The sequence below is a fragment of the Glycomyces paridis genome (assembly GCF_004912155.1).
In the GTDB taxonomy this organism is placed as follows: domain Bacteria; phylum Actinomycetota; class Actinomycetes; order Mycobacteriales; family Micromonosporaceae; genus Glycomyces; species Glycomyces paridis.
In genome coordinates, this window is record NZ_STGX01000001.1 from 256,331 (window position 1) to 274,660 (window position 18,330).

The 18,330-nt window shown below is 72.2% G+C and carries 13 protein-coding genes and 1 pseudogene; 10 read left to right on the forward strand and 4 right to left on the reverse strand.

Going from position 1 to position 18,330, the window contains the following annotated elements; all coding sequences use genetic code 11:
• The first annotated feature begins 6 nt into the window (after positions 1–6).
• Positions 7–3,282, forward strand: coding sequence for a DUF4132 domain-containing protein (locus tag E9998_RS01075; protein WP_136527850.1), 3,276 nt, complete (start codon positions 7–9; stop codon positions 3,280–3,282).
• A 164-nt stretch (positions 3,283–3,446) separates the two neighbouring features.
• Positions 3,447–5,690, forward strand: coding sequence for a hypothetical protein (locus E9998_RS01080; RefSeq protein ID WP_136527851.1), 2,244 nt, complete (start codon positions 3,447–3,449; stop codon positions 5,688–5,690).
• Positions 5,691–5,711: 21 nt separating this feature from the next.
• Here E9998_RS01080 and E9998_RS01085 read toward each other — a convergent pair whose 3' ends face one another.
• Positions 5,712–6,641 (reverse strand): aldo/keto reductase, encoded by a 930-nt coding sequence (locus E9998_RS01085; protein WP_136527852.1) that lies wholly within the window; start codon positions 6,639–6,641, stop codon positions 5,712–5,714.
• 2 nt (positions 6,642–6,643) lie between these two features.
• Complete coding sequence (locus E9998_RS01090) at positions 6,644–7,888, reverse strand: ROK family transcriptional regulator (protein ID WP_136527853.1); 1,245 nt, start codon at positions 7,886–7,888, stop codon at positions 6,644–6,646.
• Positions 7,889–7,994: 106 nt separating this feature from the next.
• Between E9998_RS01090 and E9998_RS01095 the strand changes: the two genes are divergently transcribed.
• Genes E9998_RS01095 through E9998_RS01125 form a run of 7 tightly spaced genes read left to right on the forward strand, consistent with a single transcriptional unit; the run spans position 7,995 to position 15,688 of the window.
• Entirely contained in the window at positions 7,995–9,092 is a 1,098-nt protein-coding gene (locus tag E9998_RS01095) for a Gfo/Idh/MocA family protein (RefSeq protein WP_136527854.1), read from the forward strand.
• Positions 9,089–10,588: a sugar ABC transporter ATP-binding protein gene (locus E9998_RS01100; protein ID WP_136527855.1), complete on the forward strand. Its 1,500-nt coding sequence runs from the start codon at positions 9,089–9,091 to the stop codon at positions 10,586–10,588. The genes E9998_RS01095 and E9998_RS01100 overlap by 4 nt, the downstream gene beginning before the upstream one ends.
• Positions 10,585–11,625: an ABC transporter permease gene (locus E9998_RS01105; protein ID WP_136527856.1), complete on the forward strand. Its 1,041-nt coding sequence runs from the start codon at positions 10,585–10,587 to the stop codon at positions 11,623–11,625. Before E9998_RS01100 ends, E9998_RS01105 begins: the two co-directional genes overlap by 4 nt.
• Positions 11,622–12,638 carry an ABC transporter permease gene (locus tag E9998_RS01110; protein ID WP_136527857.1) on the forward strand — a complete coding sequence of 339 codons (1,017 nt, stop codon included), beginning with the start codon at positions 11,622–11,624 and terminating at the stop codon, positions 12,636–12,638. Before E9998_RS01105 ends, E9998_RS01110 begins: the two co-directional genes overlap by 4 nt.
• Before the next feature lie 17 nt (positions 12,639–12,655).
• Positions 12,656–13,858: a substrate-binding domain-containing protein gene (locus tag E9998_RS01115; protein ID WP_136527858.1), complete on the forward strand. Its 1,203-nt coding sequence runs from the start codon at positions 12,656–12,658 to the stop codon at positions 13,856–13,858.
• Positions 13,855–14,694 carry a sugar phosphate isomerase/epimerase family protein gene (locus E9998_RS01120; RefSeq protein WP_136527859.1) on the forward strand — a complete coding sequence of 280 codons (840 nt, stop codon included), beginning with the start codon at positions 13,855–13,857 and terminating at the stop codon, positions 14,692–14,694. Before E9998_RS01115 ends, E9998_RS01120 begins: the two co-directional genes overlap by 4 nt.
• The gene (locus E9998_RS01125) at positions 14,687–15,688 is read left to right on the forward strand and encodes a sugar phosphate isomerase/epimerase family protein (protein ID WP_136527860.1); all 1,002 of its coding nucleotides are present in this window, start codon (positions 14,687–14,689) and stop codon (positions 15,686–15,688) included. The genes E9998_RS01120 and E9998_RS01125 overlap by 8 nt, the downstream gene beginning before the upstream one ends.
• Before the next feature lie 75 nt (positions 15,689–15,763).
• Here E9998_RS01125 and E9998_RS01130 read toward each other — a convergent pair whose 3' ends face one another.
• Entirely contained in the window at positions 15,764–17,125 is a 1,362-nt protein-coding gene (locus E9998_RS01130; protein WP_136527861.1) for a permease prefix domain 1-containing protein, read from the reverse strand.
• A gap of 1 nt (position 17,126) precedes the next feature.
• Positions 17,127–17,495, reverse strand: a complete 369-nt coding sequence (locus E9998_RS01135) for a PadR family transcriptional regulator (RefSeq protein WP_136527862.1) — start codon at positions 17,493–17,495, stop codon at positions 17,127–17,129.
• 152 nt (positions 17,496–17,647) lie between these two features.
• Between E9998_RS01135 and E9998_RS25085 the strand changes: the two are divergent.
• A pseudogene (locus E9998_RS25085) lies at positions 17,648–18,330 on the forward strand (glycosylhydrolase-like jelly roll fold domain-containing protein); the annotation flags it as partial.

Sequence of the window (18,330 nt, forward strand, 5' to 3'; positions counted from 1 at the left end):
CGGGGCGTGAACCGAACCGACACCTCCTCGCAGCCCGAGCGCATCGAACTCCCCGATTCCTGGAACGCGCACCTCCTCGCCCGCCGCGACCGCGGCGCCGAACCGGTCGCGGTCGACGCCGACGCGCCGCGTCGCCTCGCCGAGCTCTACGCCAAGTGGGCCTGGCAGACCGACCGGATCACGGCCGCGGTCGAGCACCCCGACCACATCGCGGCGATCGCGGCCGCGGCCGAGGGCCGGCCCGACCCGCTGGGCGCGGCCCTGCGCGCCAGGATCTTCTTGGAGGCGAGGCCGCGCATCGGCGCGGGCCACACGGCGCTGCTGCGGGACGCCTGGGCCGCCGAGCACGGCATCGCGTTCGCCGCACAGGCCACATTGGAACTCATGTCGTTCCAGATGTACTGGCGCGCGAAGTCGAACTACAACGAGGACACCCTCTCGGTCCGCGAGGTCGCCCTGGTGAGCCTCGCCCACTACGACGGGGTCGCCCATTTCGCCGAGCCCATGCGCGCCCTGCTCGCGGGGCTTCCCGACGCCGAGCACGCCGCCGCCCGCGACGCGCTCGCCGCGCGCCGGAGCGACGAACTGCGCCGCTTCCTCACCGCCGTCCTCATGCCCGACCAGGCCGACTGGGTCATGGACGCCTGCGACGTCTACGCAGCCGAGACGCACGCCGATTACGGGTGCGGCATCCTGTGGTCGATCATGTCCACCAAGGAGCACTTGGAGCGCAGCCGCATCCGCCGGCTCGTGCGGCACTGGAACAGCGCGCAGGCGCTCGCGATCGCCGCGGACGCCCTCGGCCTCGACGTCCTGCCGATCCTCCGACCGATCCTCTCCGGGGAGCAGGACGCGCACGCCGAGCTGCGCGACCACACCTACGAGCTGCTCAGCCGGATGCCCTCCGACGAGGCGCTCGCCCACCTCCTCGGCGACCTCGGCAACCCGCACGCGATGGTCGCCGCCCGCGCCGCCGTCAAGCGGTTCCCCGACCGCGCCTTGGGGGTCCTCTCCCGCATCGTCGCCGAGACGACCGGTCCCGGGCAGGCCCGCCTCGCGGGGTTCGCGAAGGCCACGGGCCTGCTGGAGCCGGGCCCCGGCCGCGACGCGGCCGACCAGGCGCGCGTCGCCGAACTCCTCGCCGCGACCCGCCGCCACCCCGTGGCGGCGGCTCCGGCCGTGTTCACGACCCCGCCGTGGGAGTCCTTCGCGCGCATCAAGGCGGGCGCCGCGATCGCCCTCACCGCGCCCGATGTGGACGAACTGCGGTGGGAGGAGGGCGAGCGCGAGGCGTGGAGGGAGGCCGTGGACGAGGACTCCTGGCTGCGCAGTCCCACGGTGTGGCAGCGCAGCGGCTACACCGAGCCGGGCAACTACCTGTTCGTGGAGTACCTCGCCTTCGGCCCCGAGGAGGGCGCCCGGATCGACGTCGGCAAGTGGGACGGCGAGGTCCGCAACTCCTCGCCGGGGACGATCCTCGCACTCCTGTCCCGCCACGGCGAGGCCGTCGCCTCGCACGTCCTCGCACTCGTCAAGAAGAAGCCCTCGTACCGGAAAACCCTGCTGCCCTTCGTGAACGTCGACGCCGCGCGCCTGGCCGCCGATTGGGCCGCGCGTTCGCGCACCGACCGGGCGATGGGACGCCGGTGGCTCGACCGCCACGCCGCCGACGCCGCATCGCTGCTCGTCCCCGACGCGGTGGGCAAGCCCGGCCGCCCCCGCCAGGTCGCCGAGGAGGCCCTGCGGCATCTCGCCGAGACCGACCGCGAAATGGTGCTCAAGGCCGCCGCCGCGTACGGCGGACCCGCCGCCGCGGCGGTCGAGGCGTCCCTCGACGCCGACCCGCTCGACCCGCGCGTCGCCCGCATCCCCAAGGCGCCCGCATGGGCCGACCCGGCGATGCTCCCGCAGCTCCTGTCCGTCGGCCGTGAGACCGCGCTCCCCGACGAGGCCCTGCGGACCCTGTTGTCCGCCTTGATCCTCGACGACCCCGAACGTCCCTACCCGGGCGTCGAGGTCCTCGCGGCCGAGTGCGACCCGGCGTCCCTCGCGGGCCTGTCCTGGAGCCTGTTCGAACTGTGGACCGCCTCGGGCTCGCCCTCCAAGGACGGCTGGGCCATGGACCAGCTCGGCCGGTTCGCCGATGAGGACGCGGTGCGCCGCCTGACCGCGCTCATCCGCGAATGGCCCGGCAAGAGCCAGGCCCGCAGGTCGGTGCGCGGCCTGGAGATCCTCGGCCGGATCGGCACCGAGACCTCCCTGCGCGCCGTGCACTCCATCGCCGGGAACGGGAAGTTCAAGTCGCTCAAGAAGACCGCCTCGGCGCAGATCGAGGTGATCGCCGAGCGGCTCGAACTCTCACTGGACGAGCTCGCCGACCGCCTCGTGCCCGACTTCGGGCTCGACGCCGACGCGGCCACCGTCCTGGACTACGGCCCCCGCTCGTTCACCATCGCCTTCGACGAAGGCCTCAAGCCGTTCGTGCTGGACGACAAGGGCAAGCGCCGCGCGAGCGCCCCGAAGCCCGCCGCGGCCGACGACGCCGAACTGGCCCAGGCCGCCTACGAGCGTTTCGCGGCCCTCCGCAAGGACCTCAAGACCACCTCGGCCGAGCAGGTCAAGCGCCTGGAGGCCGCGATGGTGGCCGGACGCACGTGGTCCTATGAGGACTTTCGGCGCTTCATGGTCGACCACGCCCTCATGTGGCAGCTCGCGAGCCGACTCGTCTGGCAGGCCGAGGAGGGCGGCGCCCACGTCTCCTTCCGCCTTGCAGAGGACCGCACTCTCGCCGACGCCGAGGACGAGCCGATCGAGCTCGCGGACACCGCCCGCGTCCGCCTCGCGCACCCGGTCACCCTCGGCGCCGAAGCCGTGGAGGCCTGGGCGACCGTGTTCGCCGACTACGAGATCCTCCAGCCCTTCGACCAGCTCGCCCGGAAGGTCTACGTGCTGCTCGACGAGGAGCGCGCCACCGGCCGCCTGGAGCGCTTCGAGCACAACAAGGTCGGCGCGGGCCCGATCGTAGGGCTCCTCAAACGTGGCTGGAAGTTCGGACACCCCAAGGGCCACACCAGCGGACGCAGCGTCTACCGCGACATCGACGGCGCCGTGAACCTCATCATCGACACCGAGCCGGGCGTCTACCCCGGCTACGACCCCGGCGGGGAGCAGACCGTCGCGATCCACCTCAGGGGGATCGACAGCGTCGACCTCGGCGCCCTCGACCCCGTCGCGGTCTCCGAGGCGCTCCACACCGTGGCGCGCCTGACCCGCACGGTGTGACCTGATCGCGACGACGGGGCCGGACGCGACGCGTCCGGCCCCGACTCCCGCGAATAGTCATGGGTGGAACGCACGTTTTAGGGTGGTCCGCGGCGCGCCGAGGACCAGCCCGGCCGCCGTCGCCGCACTCGACCGGGAGCGGACGCCGTGACCGGAGGAGACCCATGAGCCACCCCGAACCACACCTGTGGGCCGCGTTCGAGTCCGCGCTCGCAGTGGAGGACTACGAGATACGGCAGGCGCGGCTCGAAGACGTGGTGGACGGCGCCCGATCCGGCGGCCACGCCCGCCTCGCCTTCGTCGCCCGGCAGGCCCTCGCCGACGCCTACGCCGTAGGGCGCCAATGGCACAGGGTGTTCCCCCTGTTCGCCGAGTGCCTTGCCGAACACGACTCCCGCACGCGCGAGTTCGACCCGCTCGAAGAGGCCGCGCTGCGCTCCTGGTACTGCCGGACGATCCAGACCATGGCCGAGTTCCCGGCCATCGACATGGACCGGATACACGCGGCGCTCGACGACGTCGAACAGCGCTACCGGGCCGCGGGCGACGACCTCCGGAACGTGCACGCCACCCGCCGCTCCGTCGCCCACATCGCCGCCGACTGGGAGCGCGAGGAGCACAGCTACCGGCAGTGGCTCGCCGCGGGCGGACCTGACCGCGGGCACCTGTGGGACTTCGCGCTGCAAGTCGCCCGGCTCACCGGTCGCGGCGACGACGCGGCCGCGTACGCACTGGCCGCACCGGTGCTCGAGGGCACGAGGACCTTCGACGAGCGCCCGGTCCCGGTGCAGGCCGACATGCTGCTGCCCCTCATGCGGCTCGGACGGCACGCCGAGGCGCGCCGCGCGTTCCGGCTCGCCCGCCGCGCGATCTCGCGCGACGTCTACCGCTACGAATACAGCGGCAAACTCATCGAGTTCTGCGCCCTCACAGGGAATCTCGACGCGGGCCTCGACACGCTCAGCCGGATGATGTGGGGCTTCCCGACCCTGAACCGGCCGACCGGGAAACGGGACTTCGCCGCCGCCACGGCGGTGCTCATGCGCGAGATGGTCGCGGCCGGCCGCGGCGAGGAGCCCATCGGCTGGGCGAAGCAGGGTGAGGACGAGTACGTCGACGCCGCGCGGCTCCTCGACCGCATGAGCGGCGTCGCACTCGACCTCGCGGCCCAGTTCGACGCCCGCAACGGCACTGCGGCCCAGAGCGACCGCGTCCGCGCCCGCCTCGCCGCGCCGCCGTTCGCACAGATCCGGATGAGCGCCGCCTACCACCCGTTCACCGCCGTCATCCCCAAGGGACTGTCCCCCGAGGAGATACTGTCCCGGGCCGAACGGCACCTCGAACGCGATCAGCGCACCTCGACCGCCGATCACCTCATGGCACTCGGGCAACCGCCCGAACACCTCGCCGCCCGCCACGCGCACCTGAAAGCGCTCTTGGGCGGCGGCCCGGACAAGGGCCCCGCGCTGCACGAGGCGGCCGGGCTGCACCAGGCCGACGAGGACTGGGTCCGCGTCGCGCTCTGCCTGTGCGACGCCGCGGTCTGGATGGCCGACAACGGCAGCCTCGACGAAGCGGTCCCCGTGGTCACCGGTATGCGCGACATGCTGCGCAAACTGCCGGAGCCCCGGGCGATCGCGCTCGCGGAGTTCGCGTTCGCCAACGTCATGACCGGTCTGGACTCCGAAGCGGTCGACGCCGCGCTGGCCCGCGCCGCCGAGGACGCCGCCGAATCCGGCGACCCTTACGTCGTCGCCCTCGTCGCGGGCCACCGCGTGCACCGGGCGGTGAAACGGCAGGCACCGCCCGAAGAGGTCCTCGCGCTGGCGTCGGCGATGCGCGACGCCGCGCTGGACGCCGACTGGCCCGCCCAGGCGGTGCACGCGTTCTCCTACCTCGAAGCGGCCCATGCCGAAGCGGGCACCACGGCCGCCTACCGCCGCGAGACGGACGAGCGGATCGCCGAATGCAACGCCGACACGCCGCCGCTGGTGCGGTCGGGCTTCGGCCTCGCCCAGGCCCGGGGCCTGATCGAAGCGGGCCGCGAGGCGGAGGCCGTGCCCGCGCTGGAGCTGATGATCGCGGCGGAGCGCCCCAGCGGGGTGCCCGCCATGCACTGGCACTGGCTCGCCAAGGGGTACTTCGCGGCGGGCCTCCTTGAAGACGCGGTCGACGCCGGGGAGGTCAAGGCCGCGATCCTGGACGAGCTGCGGGACCGCGGCGTGCTCGACCCGCCCTCGGCCGCCGACGCGAACCGCAGGCTCCTCGTGGAGTGCTACCGGCGGCTGGGCGACGTCGAAGGCGCCGTGGAGCACCTGAAGGTCTTGAGCCGCAACACCGACGACGCGGCGCTCCAGGACTACGTGCGAGACCAGGTCGACCAGATCCGCCGCGCCGGCGGGGTCTGACGGGCCCGGCGCGCCGGACGGCTACAGCGTCGCGGCCGGGACGAGCGACTCCAGTTCCTCCCAGAGCGATTCGGGGATCTCGACGGCGAGGAGGTCGAGCGTCTGCGCGACCCGCTCGGGCCGCGAGACGCCGACCACTGTGGAGTCCACAAGGGGTGAACGGGTCGAGAACTGGAGGGCCGCCGCCGCGAGCGGCACCCCGGCCGCCTCGCAGGCCTGCGCCATCGCGAAGGCCGCGTCGGCGAATGCCCGGTCGCGCTCGCCGTAGCAGTACTTCGGCTGCTGCGCGGGGCCTTTGGCGAGCATCCCGCCGCCGTAGGGCGCGGCGTTGAGGACGCCGAGGCCGTCGGCGCGGGCCTGCTCGAACAGGGCGCGGGCGTCGCGGTTGAGCAGGGTGAACCGGTTGTGGTTGAGGACCACGTCGAACTCGCCGGTCGCCAGGTACCGCTCGGTGACCTCGATCGAGCCGGAGGCGACGGCGAGGTGGTCGGCGACCCCGGCGTCCCGCAGGGCCACGAGCGCTTCGAGCGCGCCGCCGGGCGCGAAGCCGTCCTCGCGCATGAACTCGGGGTCGTGGAGGGCCAGGATCGGCAGGCGGTCGACGCCGAGGCGCTCCAGGCTCTCCTCGACCGAGGCGCGCACGCGGGCGCCGGAGTAGTCCCGCGTCCTCGGGTCGGGGTCCACTTTGGTCTGGAGGATGAAGCCCTCGGGGAGCCCGCCCCTCCTGCGGATCGCCTCGCCCACGCGGCGTTCGGCGAGGCCGTCCTCGCCGTAGCCGTTGGAGGTGTCGAGGAAGTTGACCTCACTGTCGAAGACGGCGGCGACCGTGGCCTGCGCGCGTTCGTCGTCCACTTCGTAGTCGTAGACGCCGGTCATGTTCGCCAGCGGGCTGGTGCCGATGCACAGGGGGCTGACCTTGAGGCCGGTGCGTCCGAGGGTGTTGCGCTGCATGTTCATCCGTTCCGGGTGGAGACTTCGGCGCCGCTTGCGCCGCTTGCGGCGCCTGCGGGTAGTGCGTCGAGGCGGGCGGGGTCGAGGGCGTGCTCGATGACCATGACACCGGCGCCGATCGCGCCGCTCGACTCGCCGGTGCGGGCCGCGGCGATGCGCAGGTGCCTGGTGGCCAAGGGAAGCGAGCGCTGGTAGATGACCTCGCGCACGCCCGCGATGAGGTGGTCCCCGGCGAGGGCGAGCGACCCGCCGATGACGATGATCGAGGGGTTGAAGAAGTTGACGGCCCCGGCGAGGACCTCGCCGATGTCGCGCCCGGCCTGGCGGATGCGCCGCAGGGCCGGGACAGACCCGGCGCGGGCGAGCTCGACCACGTCGAGCGACCCGCCCGCCGCGATCCCCTCCCCGGCCAGGCCCGCGGCGATGGCCGCGCCCGAGGCCACCGCTTCGAGGCAGCCGGTGTTGCCGCAGCGGCAGTGCGCGTCGTCGGCCCCGGCCACGCGGATGTGCCCCATGTCCCCGGCGGCGCCCTGCGCGCCGCGGTAGACCTGCCCCGAGGCGATGATGCCGCAGCCGATGCCGGTGGCGGCCTTGATGAACAGCAGGTGCTCGTACTCGGGCCAGGCGGTGAAGTGCTCGCCGAGGGCCATGATGTTGACGTCGTTGTCGACCAGGACCGGCACCGGGAAGTGCCCGCGCACGTAGGAGGGCACGTCGAAGCCGTCCCAGCCGGGCATGATCGGCGGGTTCACGGCGCGGCCGGTGGAGTGCTCGACGGGCCCGGGCAGGCCGATGCCGATGCCGAGGAGGTCGCCGAGCGGGCGGTCGGCCTCGGCGAGCAGCAGGTGCGCGTGCTCGATCGCCCAGTCCAGGACCGCCTTGGGGCCCAAGGCGATGTCGAGGTCGGCGTTGACGGCGGCGAGCACGCTCCCGGCGAGGTCGGTGACGGCCAGGCGCGCGTGGGTGGCGCCGAGGTCGGCGCCGATGACGATGCGGGCGGCGGGGTTGAACGCGAAGGTGGCGGGGGGCCTGCCGCCGGTCGAGGCGGTCTCGCCGGTGGGGGCGATGAGCCCGGCGGCCAGGAGCGCGTCGATGCGCCCGGCGACGGTGGAGCGGGCGAGGCCGGTGAGGGCGGCCAGTTCCGAGCGGGTCCGGGGCACGCCGTCGCGCAGGAGCTGGAGCAGCGTCCCGGCGCCGGCGGCGGTCGCGGCGACGGGGCGGCGCGGCGTCCCGGAGTCATCTGTCACCGCACTAGTGAATCACACGGGTTTAGACGGTCAGGTGTCATAACTGTTTCATAACGCGAGCAACTTTTGCTTGTGCTCCGTCATAAGTCTGCCCTACGGTCGTCATATGGCTCAAGTCACGATCTCCAGACCGACGACCTACCGGGCCGCCATCATCGGCACCGGCTTCATGGGACGCGTCCACTCCCACGCCATCGCCGTGGCCGGGGGATCGGTCGCCGGGATCGCCGGCTCGACCCCCGAGCGGGCCCGCGAGGCCGCCGAAGCCCTACGCGCCGAAGCGGTCTTCGACGACCTCGGCGCCCTCATCGACGCCGCCGACGTCGTCCACGTCTGCGTCCCCAACCACCTCCACGCCCCGATCGCCCTGGCCGCCATAGCGGCCGGGAAGCACGTCGTCTGCGAGAAGCCCCTCGCCACCGACGTCGCCGCCGCCGCGGCCATGACGGAGGCCGCCGCGGACGCGGGCGTCGTGGCCGCCGTCCCCTTCGTCTACCGCTTCCACCCGATGGTCCGCGAGGCCCGCGCCCGCGTCGCCGCCGGCCAGGTCGGGCGCCTCACGCTCGCCCACGGCTCCTACCTCCAGGACTGGCTCCTGCGGCCCGGCGACGACAACTGGCGCGTCGACGCCGACAAGGGCGGGGCGCTGCGCGCCTTCGGCGACATCGGCTCCCACTGGTGCGACCTCCTCGAATTCGTCACCGGCGACCGCATCACCGCCGTCAACGCCCAGCTCGCCACCGCCAACCGCCGCCGCTCCGGCCGCGACGTGTCCACCGAGGACATCGTCACGCTCCAGTTCACCACCGCCGCGGGCATGATCGGCTCCACCGTCGTCAGCCAGGTCTCCGCCGGACGCAAGAACCGCCTCCTGCTCGAGATCTCGGGCACCGAGGCCACCCTCGCCTTCGACCAGGAGCGTCCCGAGACCCTCTGGGTCGGCGGCCGCGAGGGCAACGCCGACCTCATGCGCGACCCCGAGCACCTCAGCCCCGACGCCGCCCGCCTCGCCACCGTCCCCGCCGGACACGCCCAGGGCTACCAGGACTGCTTCAACGCCTTCGTGGCCGACACCCGCGCCGCCATCGCCGGAGCGGCCCCCGACGGCCTGCCGGTCTTCGCCGACGGCCTCCGCGCCGCCCGCATCGCCGCCGCCGTCGAGGCCTCCGCCCGCACCCGCGACTGGGCGGAGGTGGACCGATGACCGCACCGCCCGTGCTCGATGCGCGCGGCATCGACAAGGCCTTCCTCGGCGTCCCCGTGCTCTCCTCTGTGGACCTCCGTATCGAGCAGGGCGAGGTCCACGCACTGGTGGGGGAGAACGGCGCGGGCAAGTCCACCCTGATGAAGATCCTCGCCGGCGTTCACACCGCCGACGCCGGGACGATCGAACTCGGCGGCCGCGCCGTCTCCTTCACCCACCCCCTCCAGGCCCAGCGCGCCGGAGTCGCCACCGTCTTCCAGGAGTTCAACCTCCTGCCCGAACTCACCGTCGCCGAGAACGTCCACCTCGGACGCGAACCGCGCCGCCGCGGCCGCATCGACCGGCGCGCCATGGCCGCCGCCACCGCGGACCTCCTCGCCGACCTCGGTGTGGACGATCTCGCCCCCGCCGCGAAGGTCGGCTCGCTCTCGGTCGCCCACCAGCAGATCACCGAGATCGCCAAGGCCCTCTCCCAGGGCGCCGACCTCATCTGCATGGACGAGCCCACCGCCGCGCTCGCCGACGCCGAGGTCGCGCTCCTCTACCGCCTCGTCGAACGCCTGCGGGAGAAGGGCGTCGCCGTCCTCTACGTCTCCCACCGCCTCCGCGAGATCTTCGACCTGTGCGACCGCATCACCGTCCTCAAGGACGGGCGCCTCGTCCAGTGCGTCGACACCGCCGACATCACCCCCGACGACCTCGTCACCGCGATGGTCGGGCGCCGCATCGAGGCCGCCTTCCCCGAACGCCTGCCCGGCACTGAGACCGGCGACGTGCGCCTCAAGGTCACCGGCGGCGGCAACGCCCGGATCGACGGCGTCGACCTCGAAGTGCGCGCCGGCGAGATCGTCGGCCTCGCCGGACTCCAGGGCTCGGGCCGCACCGAGATCGCCGAAGCCGTCTTCGGCATCAGGCCCTTCACCCGCGGCACCGTCGCCGTCGACGGCGACGTCCGGCGCATCACCTCCCCCCGCAAGGCCATCAAGGCCGGACTCGCCCTCGTCACCGAGGACCGCAAGGCCGAAGGCCTTGCCCTCAACCAGTCCGTGCGCGCCAACGCCCGCATGGTCCTCGACGCCAACGCGCACCTGCGCTCGCGGCGCCGCCTCGACCGCATCCCGCAGATCCTCTCGGGCCTCGACCTCGTCTCCCGCGGCGACGACCAGGAAGTCCGCTACCTCTCCGGCGGCAATCAGCAGAAGGTCGTCGTCGCCAAATGGCTCGCCGCCGAACCCGGCGTCATCGTCCTCGACGAGCCCACCCGCGGCATCGACGTCGGCGCCAAGCACCGCCTGTACACCCAGATCCGCGCCCTCGCCGCCGAAGGACTCGCGGTCCTCCTCATCGCCTCCGAGCTCATCGAGGTCATCGGCCTCGCCGACCGCATCGTGGTCCTCCACGAGGGACGGATCGCCGGCGAGCTCCCCGGCGGCGCCACCGAGCAGGAGGTCATGGCCTACGCGACCGGACGCCGGAGCACGGAGGACCCCGCATGACCGCGATCGCCACCGCCTGGCACCGGCTCACCGCCCGCCTCGCCGCCCTCGGCACCACCGCGCTCATTTACCTCGCCCTCGCCGGGGTCCTCGTCCTCGGCGGCGCCGCGGTCGCGATCGACGGCGCCGACAAGGGCGCCAACCTCTTCGCCACCGCCAACCTCGTCGACATGCTCACCCGCACCAGCCTCACCGGGTTCCTCGCCATCGGCATGACCCTCGTGATCCTGTGCCGCTCACTCGACCTCTCCGTCGGCTACACCGCCGCCCTCTCCAGCCTCGTCGCCGCGACCACGATGGACGGACGGCCCGAGAACATCCCCGTCGCGATCGGCGCGGTCCTGCTCGTCTCGGGTCTCATCGGCGCCGCCAACGGCGCGATCGTTGCCTTCCTGCGCGTCAACCCCTTCATCGCCACCCTCGGCACCGGGCTCATCATCAAGGGCTACCTCGACACCGAGTACAAGGGACCGGCCGGGGACGTCCCTGAGCTGTTCCAGCAGTTCGGATACACGCGCATCGGCTTCATCCCCGTCTCGGCGCTCGTCATGCTCGCGCTCGCGGGCGCGGCCGTGTGGTTCCTGCGCTCGACCCGCACCGGCCACCACATGTACGCCGTCGGCGGCGACGCCGAGGTCGCGCGCATGTCGGGCATCCGCACCGACCGCGTCCTCATCGCCGCGCACGTCCTGTGCGCCATGTGCGCCGGGGTCGCCGGGCTCCTCCTGGCGGCCCGCTTCGGCACCGGCTCGGCCGAGGCCTACACGAACCTGTACGAGCTCGACGCGATCGCCGCGGTGGTCCTGGGCGGGACGCTCCTGCTCGGCGGGCGCGGCGGCGTCGCCGGGACCGTCGCGGGCGTGGCGATCCTCGCCGTCCTCGACACCGTCTTCAACGTCATGCAGATCGACCCCTTCGCCAAGGACGTCCTGCGCGGCGCGGTCATCATCGCCGCCGTCGCCCTCTACGCCCGCCGCCAACTCGACCGCACCGCCGCCAGACCCAGGTTCGCAGCGGCAGAAGGGAAGTCGCGATGACGCGCCTGCGAGGCCCCGTCGACCTGCTCCGCTGGGCCGCCAATCCGACCGGGACGGTCTTCGTCCTGCTCGCCGTGATCTTCGCGTGGATCTTCGTCCTCAACGACGCGTTCTTCGCCGGACCGTCCTTCATGGCCTTCCTCAAGCAGGCCGCGCCGCTCATGGTGCTCGCCGCCGGGCAGTACTTCGTGATCGTCTCGGGCAACTTCGACCTCTCCGTGGGCGCCCTCGTCGGCGCCCAGGTCGTCATCGCCGCGCGCCTCATCGACGGCGAGGAGTCCCGGACCGTCCCGGTCCTGCTCGTCATGGTCGGCTTCGGCCTCCTCGTCGGCCTCGTGAACGGGCTCATCACCACCGTCCTCAAGGTCCAGTCGTTCATCACCACACTCGGGATGCTCCTGGTCCTGTTCGGCGCCATCAGGCTCTGGACCGGCGGCGCCCCGACCGGCGGGCTCTCCGAGTCCTTCCGCACCGCCGGGCGCATGGGCATCGAGGGCGTCCCCGTCCTCGGCCAGATCCCCTGGGCCGTCATCATCATGGTCGCCGTGGGCGCCGGGGCGATCCTGCTCATGCGCACCGGCTTCGGGCGCATCCTCATGGCATCGGGGGACAACGAGCGCGCCGCGGGCCTCGCCGGGGCCCGCGTGGACGCCGCCCGCATTGCAGCGTTCCTCCTCTCAGGACTCTCGGCGACGATCGCCGGCATCCTCATCGGCGGCTACGCCGGCGTCAGCGCCCAAGTGGGCGACGGCCTGGAGTTCACCGTGATCACCGCGGTCGTGCTCGGCGGCGTCGTCCTCGGCGGCGGGCGCGGCTCCGTGCTCGCCGCGATGGCCGGGGCGCTCGCCATCGAGGCGCTGTTCTCCCTGTTCAACCAGATGGCGCTTCCGGCCACCCTGCGCCCCACCGTCCAAGGCGCGATCATCATCGCCGCCGTCGCCTACGCCGCGAGGCGGCGGGCCCGCCCCGGGTCCACCGCCCCGCACGTCTCAGCAACCGCAAATCCCTCATGAGAAGAAGGTCTCGAACGATGCAGACAACGCGCCTCGCCGCCGCGTCAGCGGCAGCCCTCGGGCTGCTGCTGGCGACCGGCTGTACGACCGACAGTCCTACCGACGCACCGGAAGACGAGACGACCACCGCCGCCGAATCGGGCGACGAGTGGTTCGTCCAGGCCGACTACGACGAGCAGCTCGCCCAGCGCGACATCGAGCCCGAGGGCGACCCGGCCACGCCCTGGCTCCAGGCGATCGAACCGGAGTGGATCGACACCTCGCAGTTCGCGCGCGAGGGCGGCGACGCCACCGTGTGCTTCTCCAACGCCTCGGTCTCGAACCCGTGGCGCGTGACCGGCTGGATCACCATGCAGCAGCAGGTCGAGGTGCTCCAGGAGTCCGGCGAGATCGGCGAGTTCCGCGTCTCGGACGCCGGTGACGACGACGACCAGCAGATCTCCGACATCCAGGCGTTCATCGACGCCGGGGACTGCAACGCCATCATCATCTCCCCGTCCACCACCGCGACCCTGACCCCCGCGGTCGAGGCCGCCTGCGAGTCGGGCGTCCCGGTCGTCGTGTTCGACCGCGGCGTCAACACCGACTGCGCCGTGACCTTCATCCACCCGATCGGCGGCTACGCCTTCGGCGCCGACGCCGCCGAGTTCCTCGTGGACGAACTGGAACCGGGCTCGAAGGTGCTCGCGCTGCGCATCCTGCCCGGCGTGGACGTCCTCGAGAACCGGTGGGCCGCGGCCGAGAAGATCTTCGCCGAGTCCGAACTGGAGGTCCTCGGCAACGAGTTCACCGGCGGGGACGCCGCGGAGATCAAGAACATCGTCACGCAGTACCTCCAGCGCGGCGACGTGGACGGCATCTGGATGGACGCCGGCGACGGCGCCGTGGCCGCGATCGAGGCCTTCGAGGACGCCGGCAAGCCGCTCCCGGTCATGACCGGCGAGGACGAGCTGTCGTTCATGCGCAAGTGGGAGGAGACCGGGATGACCGCCCTGGCGCCCGTCTACTCGAACTTCCAGTGGCGCACGCCGATCATCGCCGCGACGATGATCCTTGCGGGCGAGCAGGTCCCGGCCGAGTGGGTGCTCCCGCAGGACCCGATCACCGCGGCCGAGCTCGACGACTACCTGGCGCGCAACGAGGAGATGCCCTCGCTGCACTACGCCAAGTTCGGCGGCGAGGACCTGCCGGGCTTCCCCGACGCGTGGCGGGACCGTTGAGCCGTCCGCTCGGCGTGAACACCTGGGTCTGGGCCTCGCCGCTCGACGACGAGGCCCTGGCCCGGCTCGCGGTCCGCGTGCGCGAGTGGGGGTTCGACGCGATCGAGCTCCCCGTGGAGAACCCGGGCGACTGGGACCCCGAGCGCGCCGCGGACCTGCTGAAGGAACTCGGGCTCACCGCCACCGTGGTGCTCGTGATGGGGCCGGGCCGCGAACTGGTCGCGGCTCCAAAAGAGACGGTGTCCACGACGCGGGAATACCTCCGCCGCGTCGTGGACGCCGCGGCGGCGGTGGGCTCGGCGGTCGTCGCCGGGCCCGCCTACGCCTCGGTCGGGCGCACCTGGCGCATTGACGACCGTGCGGCGGCGTACCGCGAACTGCGCGAGGGCCTCGCGCCGGTCTGCGAGTACGCCGCCGAGCGGGGCGTCACCGTCGCCGTGGAGCCGCTCAACCGCTACGAGACGAGCCTGATCAACACCGTCGACCAGGCCCTGGAGGCCCTGGACGGCACCGGTTGCGAACTGGCCCTTGACGTCTACCACATGAACATCGAGGAGACCGACCTTCCCGCGGCGATCGGCCGGGCGGCGGGTCGCATCGGCCACGTGCAGGTCAGCGCCAACGACCGGGGCGCGCCGGGCCGCGACCACCTCGACTGGCCCGCGATCCTGGCGGCGCTCGACGGCGCCGGTTACGCCGGGCCTCTGGTCATCGAGTCGTTCACGGCGCACAATGCGAGCATCGCCACCGCGGCCTCGATCTGGCGTCCGCTCGCGCCGACCCAGGACGCCATCGCCGTGGACGGCCTGACCTACCTGAGGAGTCTCGATGCCTAGACCGATCACCCTGTTCACCGGCCAGTGGGCGGACCTGCCGTTCGAGGAGGTGTGCCGCCTCGCCTCGGGCTGGGGCTACGACGGGCTGGAGGTCGCCTGCTGGGGCGACCACCTCGACGTGCGCCGCGCGGCGACCGACGACGACTACGTGGCCGAGCGGCTCGCGATCCTCGAATCGCACGGCCTGGGCCTGTGGGCGATCTCCAACCACCTTGTGGGCCAGGCGGTCTGCGACGACCCGATCGACCAGCGCCATCAGGCGATCGTGCCGTCGCGGGTGTGGGGCGACGGCGAGCCCGAGGGGGTGCGCACGCGGGCGGCCGAGGAGATGAAGGCGACCGCGCGCGCGGCCGCGCGGCTCGGGGTGGACACCGTCGTGGGCTTCACCGGTTCGGCGGTCTGGAAGTACGTGGCGATGTTCCCGCCGGTGGCCGAGTCGGCGATCGAGGCGGGCTACGACGACTTCGCGGACCGCTGGAACCCGATCCTCGACGTCTTCGACGAGGTGGGCGTGCGCTTCGCCCACGAGGTGCACCCCTCCGAGATCGCCTACGACTACTGGTCGACGCAGCGGGCGCTGGAGGCGGTGGGGCACCGGACCGCGTTCGGGCTCAACTGGGACCCGAGCCACATGGTGTGGCAGGACATCGACCCGGCAGCGTTCCTGTGGGACTTCCGCGACCGGATCTACCACGTGGACTGCAAGGACACCCGCAAGCGCCTGAACGGGCGCGGCGGCCGCCTCGGCTCGCACCTGCCGTGGGGCGACCCGCGGCGCGGCTGGGACTTCGTGTCGACCGGCCGCGGCGACGTGCCGTGGGAGGACTGCTTCCGGGTCCTGGGCGCCATCGGCTACGCGGGCCCGATCTCCATCGAGTGGGAGGACGCGGGCATGGACCGCCTCAAGGGCGCCGCCGAGGCGGTGCACTTCGTGCGGAACCTCAACTTCGAGCCGCCGGAGGCTTCGTTCGACAGCGCCTTCGCCTCCGACTGACTCCGGGTGAAACCGACGACGCCCCGGGCCGCATGGCCCGGGGCGTCGTCGGTTCCCTGGTTGCGAGTCCGCTCGTTACGCGAAGGCGAAGATCGGCGGGAAGGCCAGGACCACGATCCAGGCCCAGGCGGCGTACACCGGCAGGTAGTCGGTCTGCCATTTCTCCAAGGTCGCGAACCGCTTGCGGCCCCTGATGATCGAGACGTACAGCCAGGCCGTCCACGCGAGGTTGACGAACAGGACGAGGTTCTCGCCGAGCGCGGCGCTCTTGTTGGGCGTCAGGCCCCATTCGGTGATGCGCCCGGTGATCGCGATGAGCACGAGCACGTCGATGAGCAGGGCGCTGACGACGAGCGCGAGCTGCATCCAGTCGAAGACGCCGGTGCGCTGCGCGTGGTCGCGCGCCGAGATCGAGTAGAGCACCAGGCCGAGCACGACCACCAGGAGCAGGTCGAAGAGGATGAGCATGTCCCGTTCGACGTCGATCGCGTTGGTGGTCACGGCGATCGCCACGAGCACCGCCACGAGCGTGAGCGCGAACAGCGGCGTGAACACCCGCGTGAGCACCGGCGCCATGTTCTCGATGACGCTCTGCTTGGCCTCCACGAGCCAGGCGGCGACCACGACGGCCGCCAGTGCGCCGCAGGGGATGAGCCACTCGGAGATGAACGTCTCCGGGTCGAGGCCGATCGCGCTGAAGACGCCCGCGGTGAAGCCGGTGAGGACGCCGCCGCCCATCGCGATGAGCACGAAGTAGATGAACCACTCGCCGGTGAAGCGGATGAAGTCCATGCGCCGCTGCCCCGAGCGCCAGTCGCCGCCGGCGTAGGCGAGGCCCACGACGAGCCACAGCGCGAGCGGCAGGTGGATGGCGGAGAGCACGATCGACTGCGAGTCGTCGGCGAGGCCGTACACGTTCGCCCCGACGGCGCCCACGATGAAGAACGCGGCCAGGGCGAGCGCGGTGCGCCCGGCGACCCGCCGCCTCAGTCCGAAGTAGACCGTGAGCGGCACGAGCGCGAACAGCCCGAAGTTGCGCACGTAGAAGGACGCGTCGTCGTCGAAGCCGACCCCGAAGAGCATCGGGAGCTTGATGCCGACGGCGGCGAGTGCCGCGCAGCCGATCATGACGAGCAGTTCGCGCCGCCGGGCGGTGTCGGCGGGCGCGTCGGGGTCGCCGGTGAGCATGAGCTGCTTCCACAGCCGGTCGGAGTGCTCGCGGGCGAACTCGCGCGAGACCTCGTCGACCGAGCCCATGCGCTTGACGGCGATGAGGAAGGCCTCGTCGGGCCGCAGTCCGCCCTCGGTGAGGTCGGCGACGCGGCCGCGCAGGTGGTCTTCGAGCTCGTCCACGTCGGACTGCTCGACGCCCTTGCGGCGCAGCATGTACCCGCGCCACTGGGCGATCTGGCCCTCGATCTCGGTGTCGGTGCCCATCTCATCCCTCCAATGCCGGCTTGAGGGTCGGCGCCGCCGACCGCGTGGCCTTCCAGATGTCTTGCAGCGCTTCGGAGACCGCGGCCCACTGCTGTCGCTGCTCGGCGAGTTCGCGACGGCCGTCGTCGGTGATGCGGTAGTACTTGCGCCGGCGCCCGCCCTCGGGGGTGCGCCAGGTCGACTCGACGTACCCGGTGCGCTCCAGGCGGTGCAGCAGCGGGTAGAGCAGGCCTTCGGTCCACTCCAGCCGCCCGCCCGACCGGTCGCTGATCTCCTTGAGGATCGCGTACCCGTAGCTCTCCTCCTCGGCGAGGATGCCGAGGACGAGGGGGGTGGACGAGGCGGCGACGAGGTCTTTGGCGATGCGCATGGGGGCCTCCTAACCCTGGAATCTCTATACCTTGAACTGTTATGCCTTGAACTTCTATGCATCGTAGCTCTAGGTTCTACAGGCGTCAAGCAGGACCCCGAACACCGTCTTGTATCGTTTCAATTCCGAGGACTTCTAGGCTTGGGGGACCCATGACCAGCGCGCCGACCGGACCCTACGCATTCGTGTTCTGGAACGACGACCTCACCGACGAGGGCGTCCTCGCCCAGCTGCGCGAGATCGCCCGCGCCGGATTCGCCGGCGTCACGCTCAGCGCCCGCATCGGCCTGAGCCGTCGCATCGGCTACCTCACCGAGGAGTACTTCCGGCTCGTGCGGGTCGCCGTCGACGAGTGCGCCCGGCTCGGCCTGGCCGTGATGCTCTACGACGAGGCCTCCTATCCCTCGGGCTCGGCGAACGGCGCCGTGGTCGCGCGCGACCACCGCTTCGCCGCCCGCTGCCTCGTCCACGTCGACCGCGACGTCGAAGGGCCCGTGGACGAATACTGGCGCCCCGCCCTCGGACGCTCGCTCGACGCGCGCCTGGTCACGGTGGTCCGGACCCCGCTGGGAGACTCCGCCGGCGCCGCGAGTCTCGAACCGCCGCAACGATCCGAGCTGCTGCCGGTCGAGGAGCGCGGCCTTGTGCGCCTCGTCCTCCCCAAGGGGCGCTGGCGTGTCCGCGCCGTGTTCGACACCCCCAGCGGCGGCACGATCCGCGGCGCGCACACCGGCCAGGACGACGGCTCGGCCCTCGCCCCCGCCGCCGCCGATCTCCTCAATCCCGATGCGGTGCAGGCGTTCCTGGAGACCACGCACGACGCCTACGCGGCCGC

Excerpts from the sequence above, each read along its gene's own strand:
- E9998_RS01080 (WP_136527851.1), top strand. The coding sequence starts at position 3,447 with ATGAGCCACCCCGAACCACACCTGTGGGCCGCGTTCGAGTCCGCGCTC.
- E9998_RS01085 (WP_136527852.1), bottom strand. The coding sequence starts at position 6,641 with ATGCAGCGCAACACCCTCGGACGCACCGGCCTCAAGGTCAGCCCCCTG.
- E9998_RS01095 (WP_136527854.1), top strand. The coding sequence starts at position 7,995 with ATGGCTCAAGTCACGATCTCCAGACCGACGACCTACCGGGCCGCCATC.
- E9998_RS01100 (WP_136527855.1), top strand. The coding sequence starts at position 9,089 with ATGACCGCACCGCCCGTGCTCGATGCGCGCGGCATCGACAAGGCCTTC.
- E9998_RS01105 (WP_136527856.1), top strand. The coding sequence starts at position 10,585 with ATGACCGCGATCGCCACCGCCTGGCACCGGCTCACCGCCCGCCTCGCC.
- E9998_RS01110 (WP_136527857.1), top strand. The coding sequence starts at position 11,622 with ATGACGCGCCTGCGAGGCCCCGTCGACCTGCTCCGCTGGGCCGCCAAT.
- E9998_RS01115 (WP_136527858.1), top strand. The coding sequence starts at position 12,656 with ATGCAGACAACGCGCCTCGCCGCCGCGTCAGCGGCAGCCCTCGGGCTG.
- E9998_RS01125 (WP_136527860.1), top strand. The coding sequence starts at position 14,687 with ATGCCTAGACCGATCACCCTGTTCACCGGCCAGTGGGCGGACCTGCCG.
- E9998_RS01130 (WP_136527861.1), bottom strand. The coding sequence starts at position 17,125 with ATGGGCACCGACACCGAGATCGAGGGCCAGATCGCCCAGTGGCGCGGG.
- E9998_RS01135 (WP_136527862.1), bottom strand. The coding sequence starts at position 17,495 with ATGCGCATCGCCAAAGACCTCGTCGCCGCCTCGTCCACCCCCCTCGTC.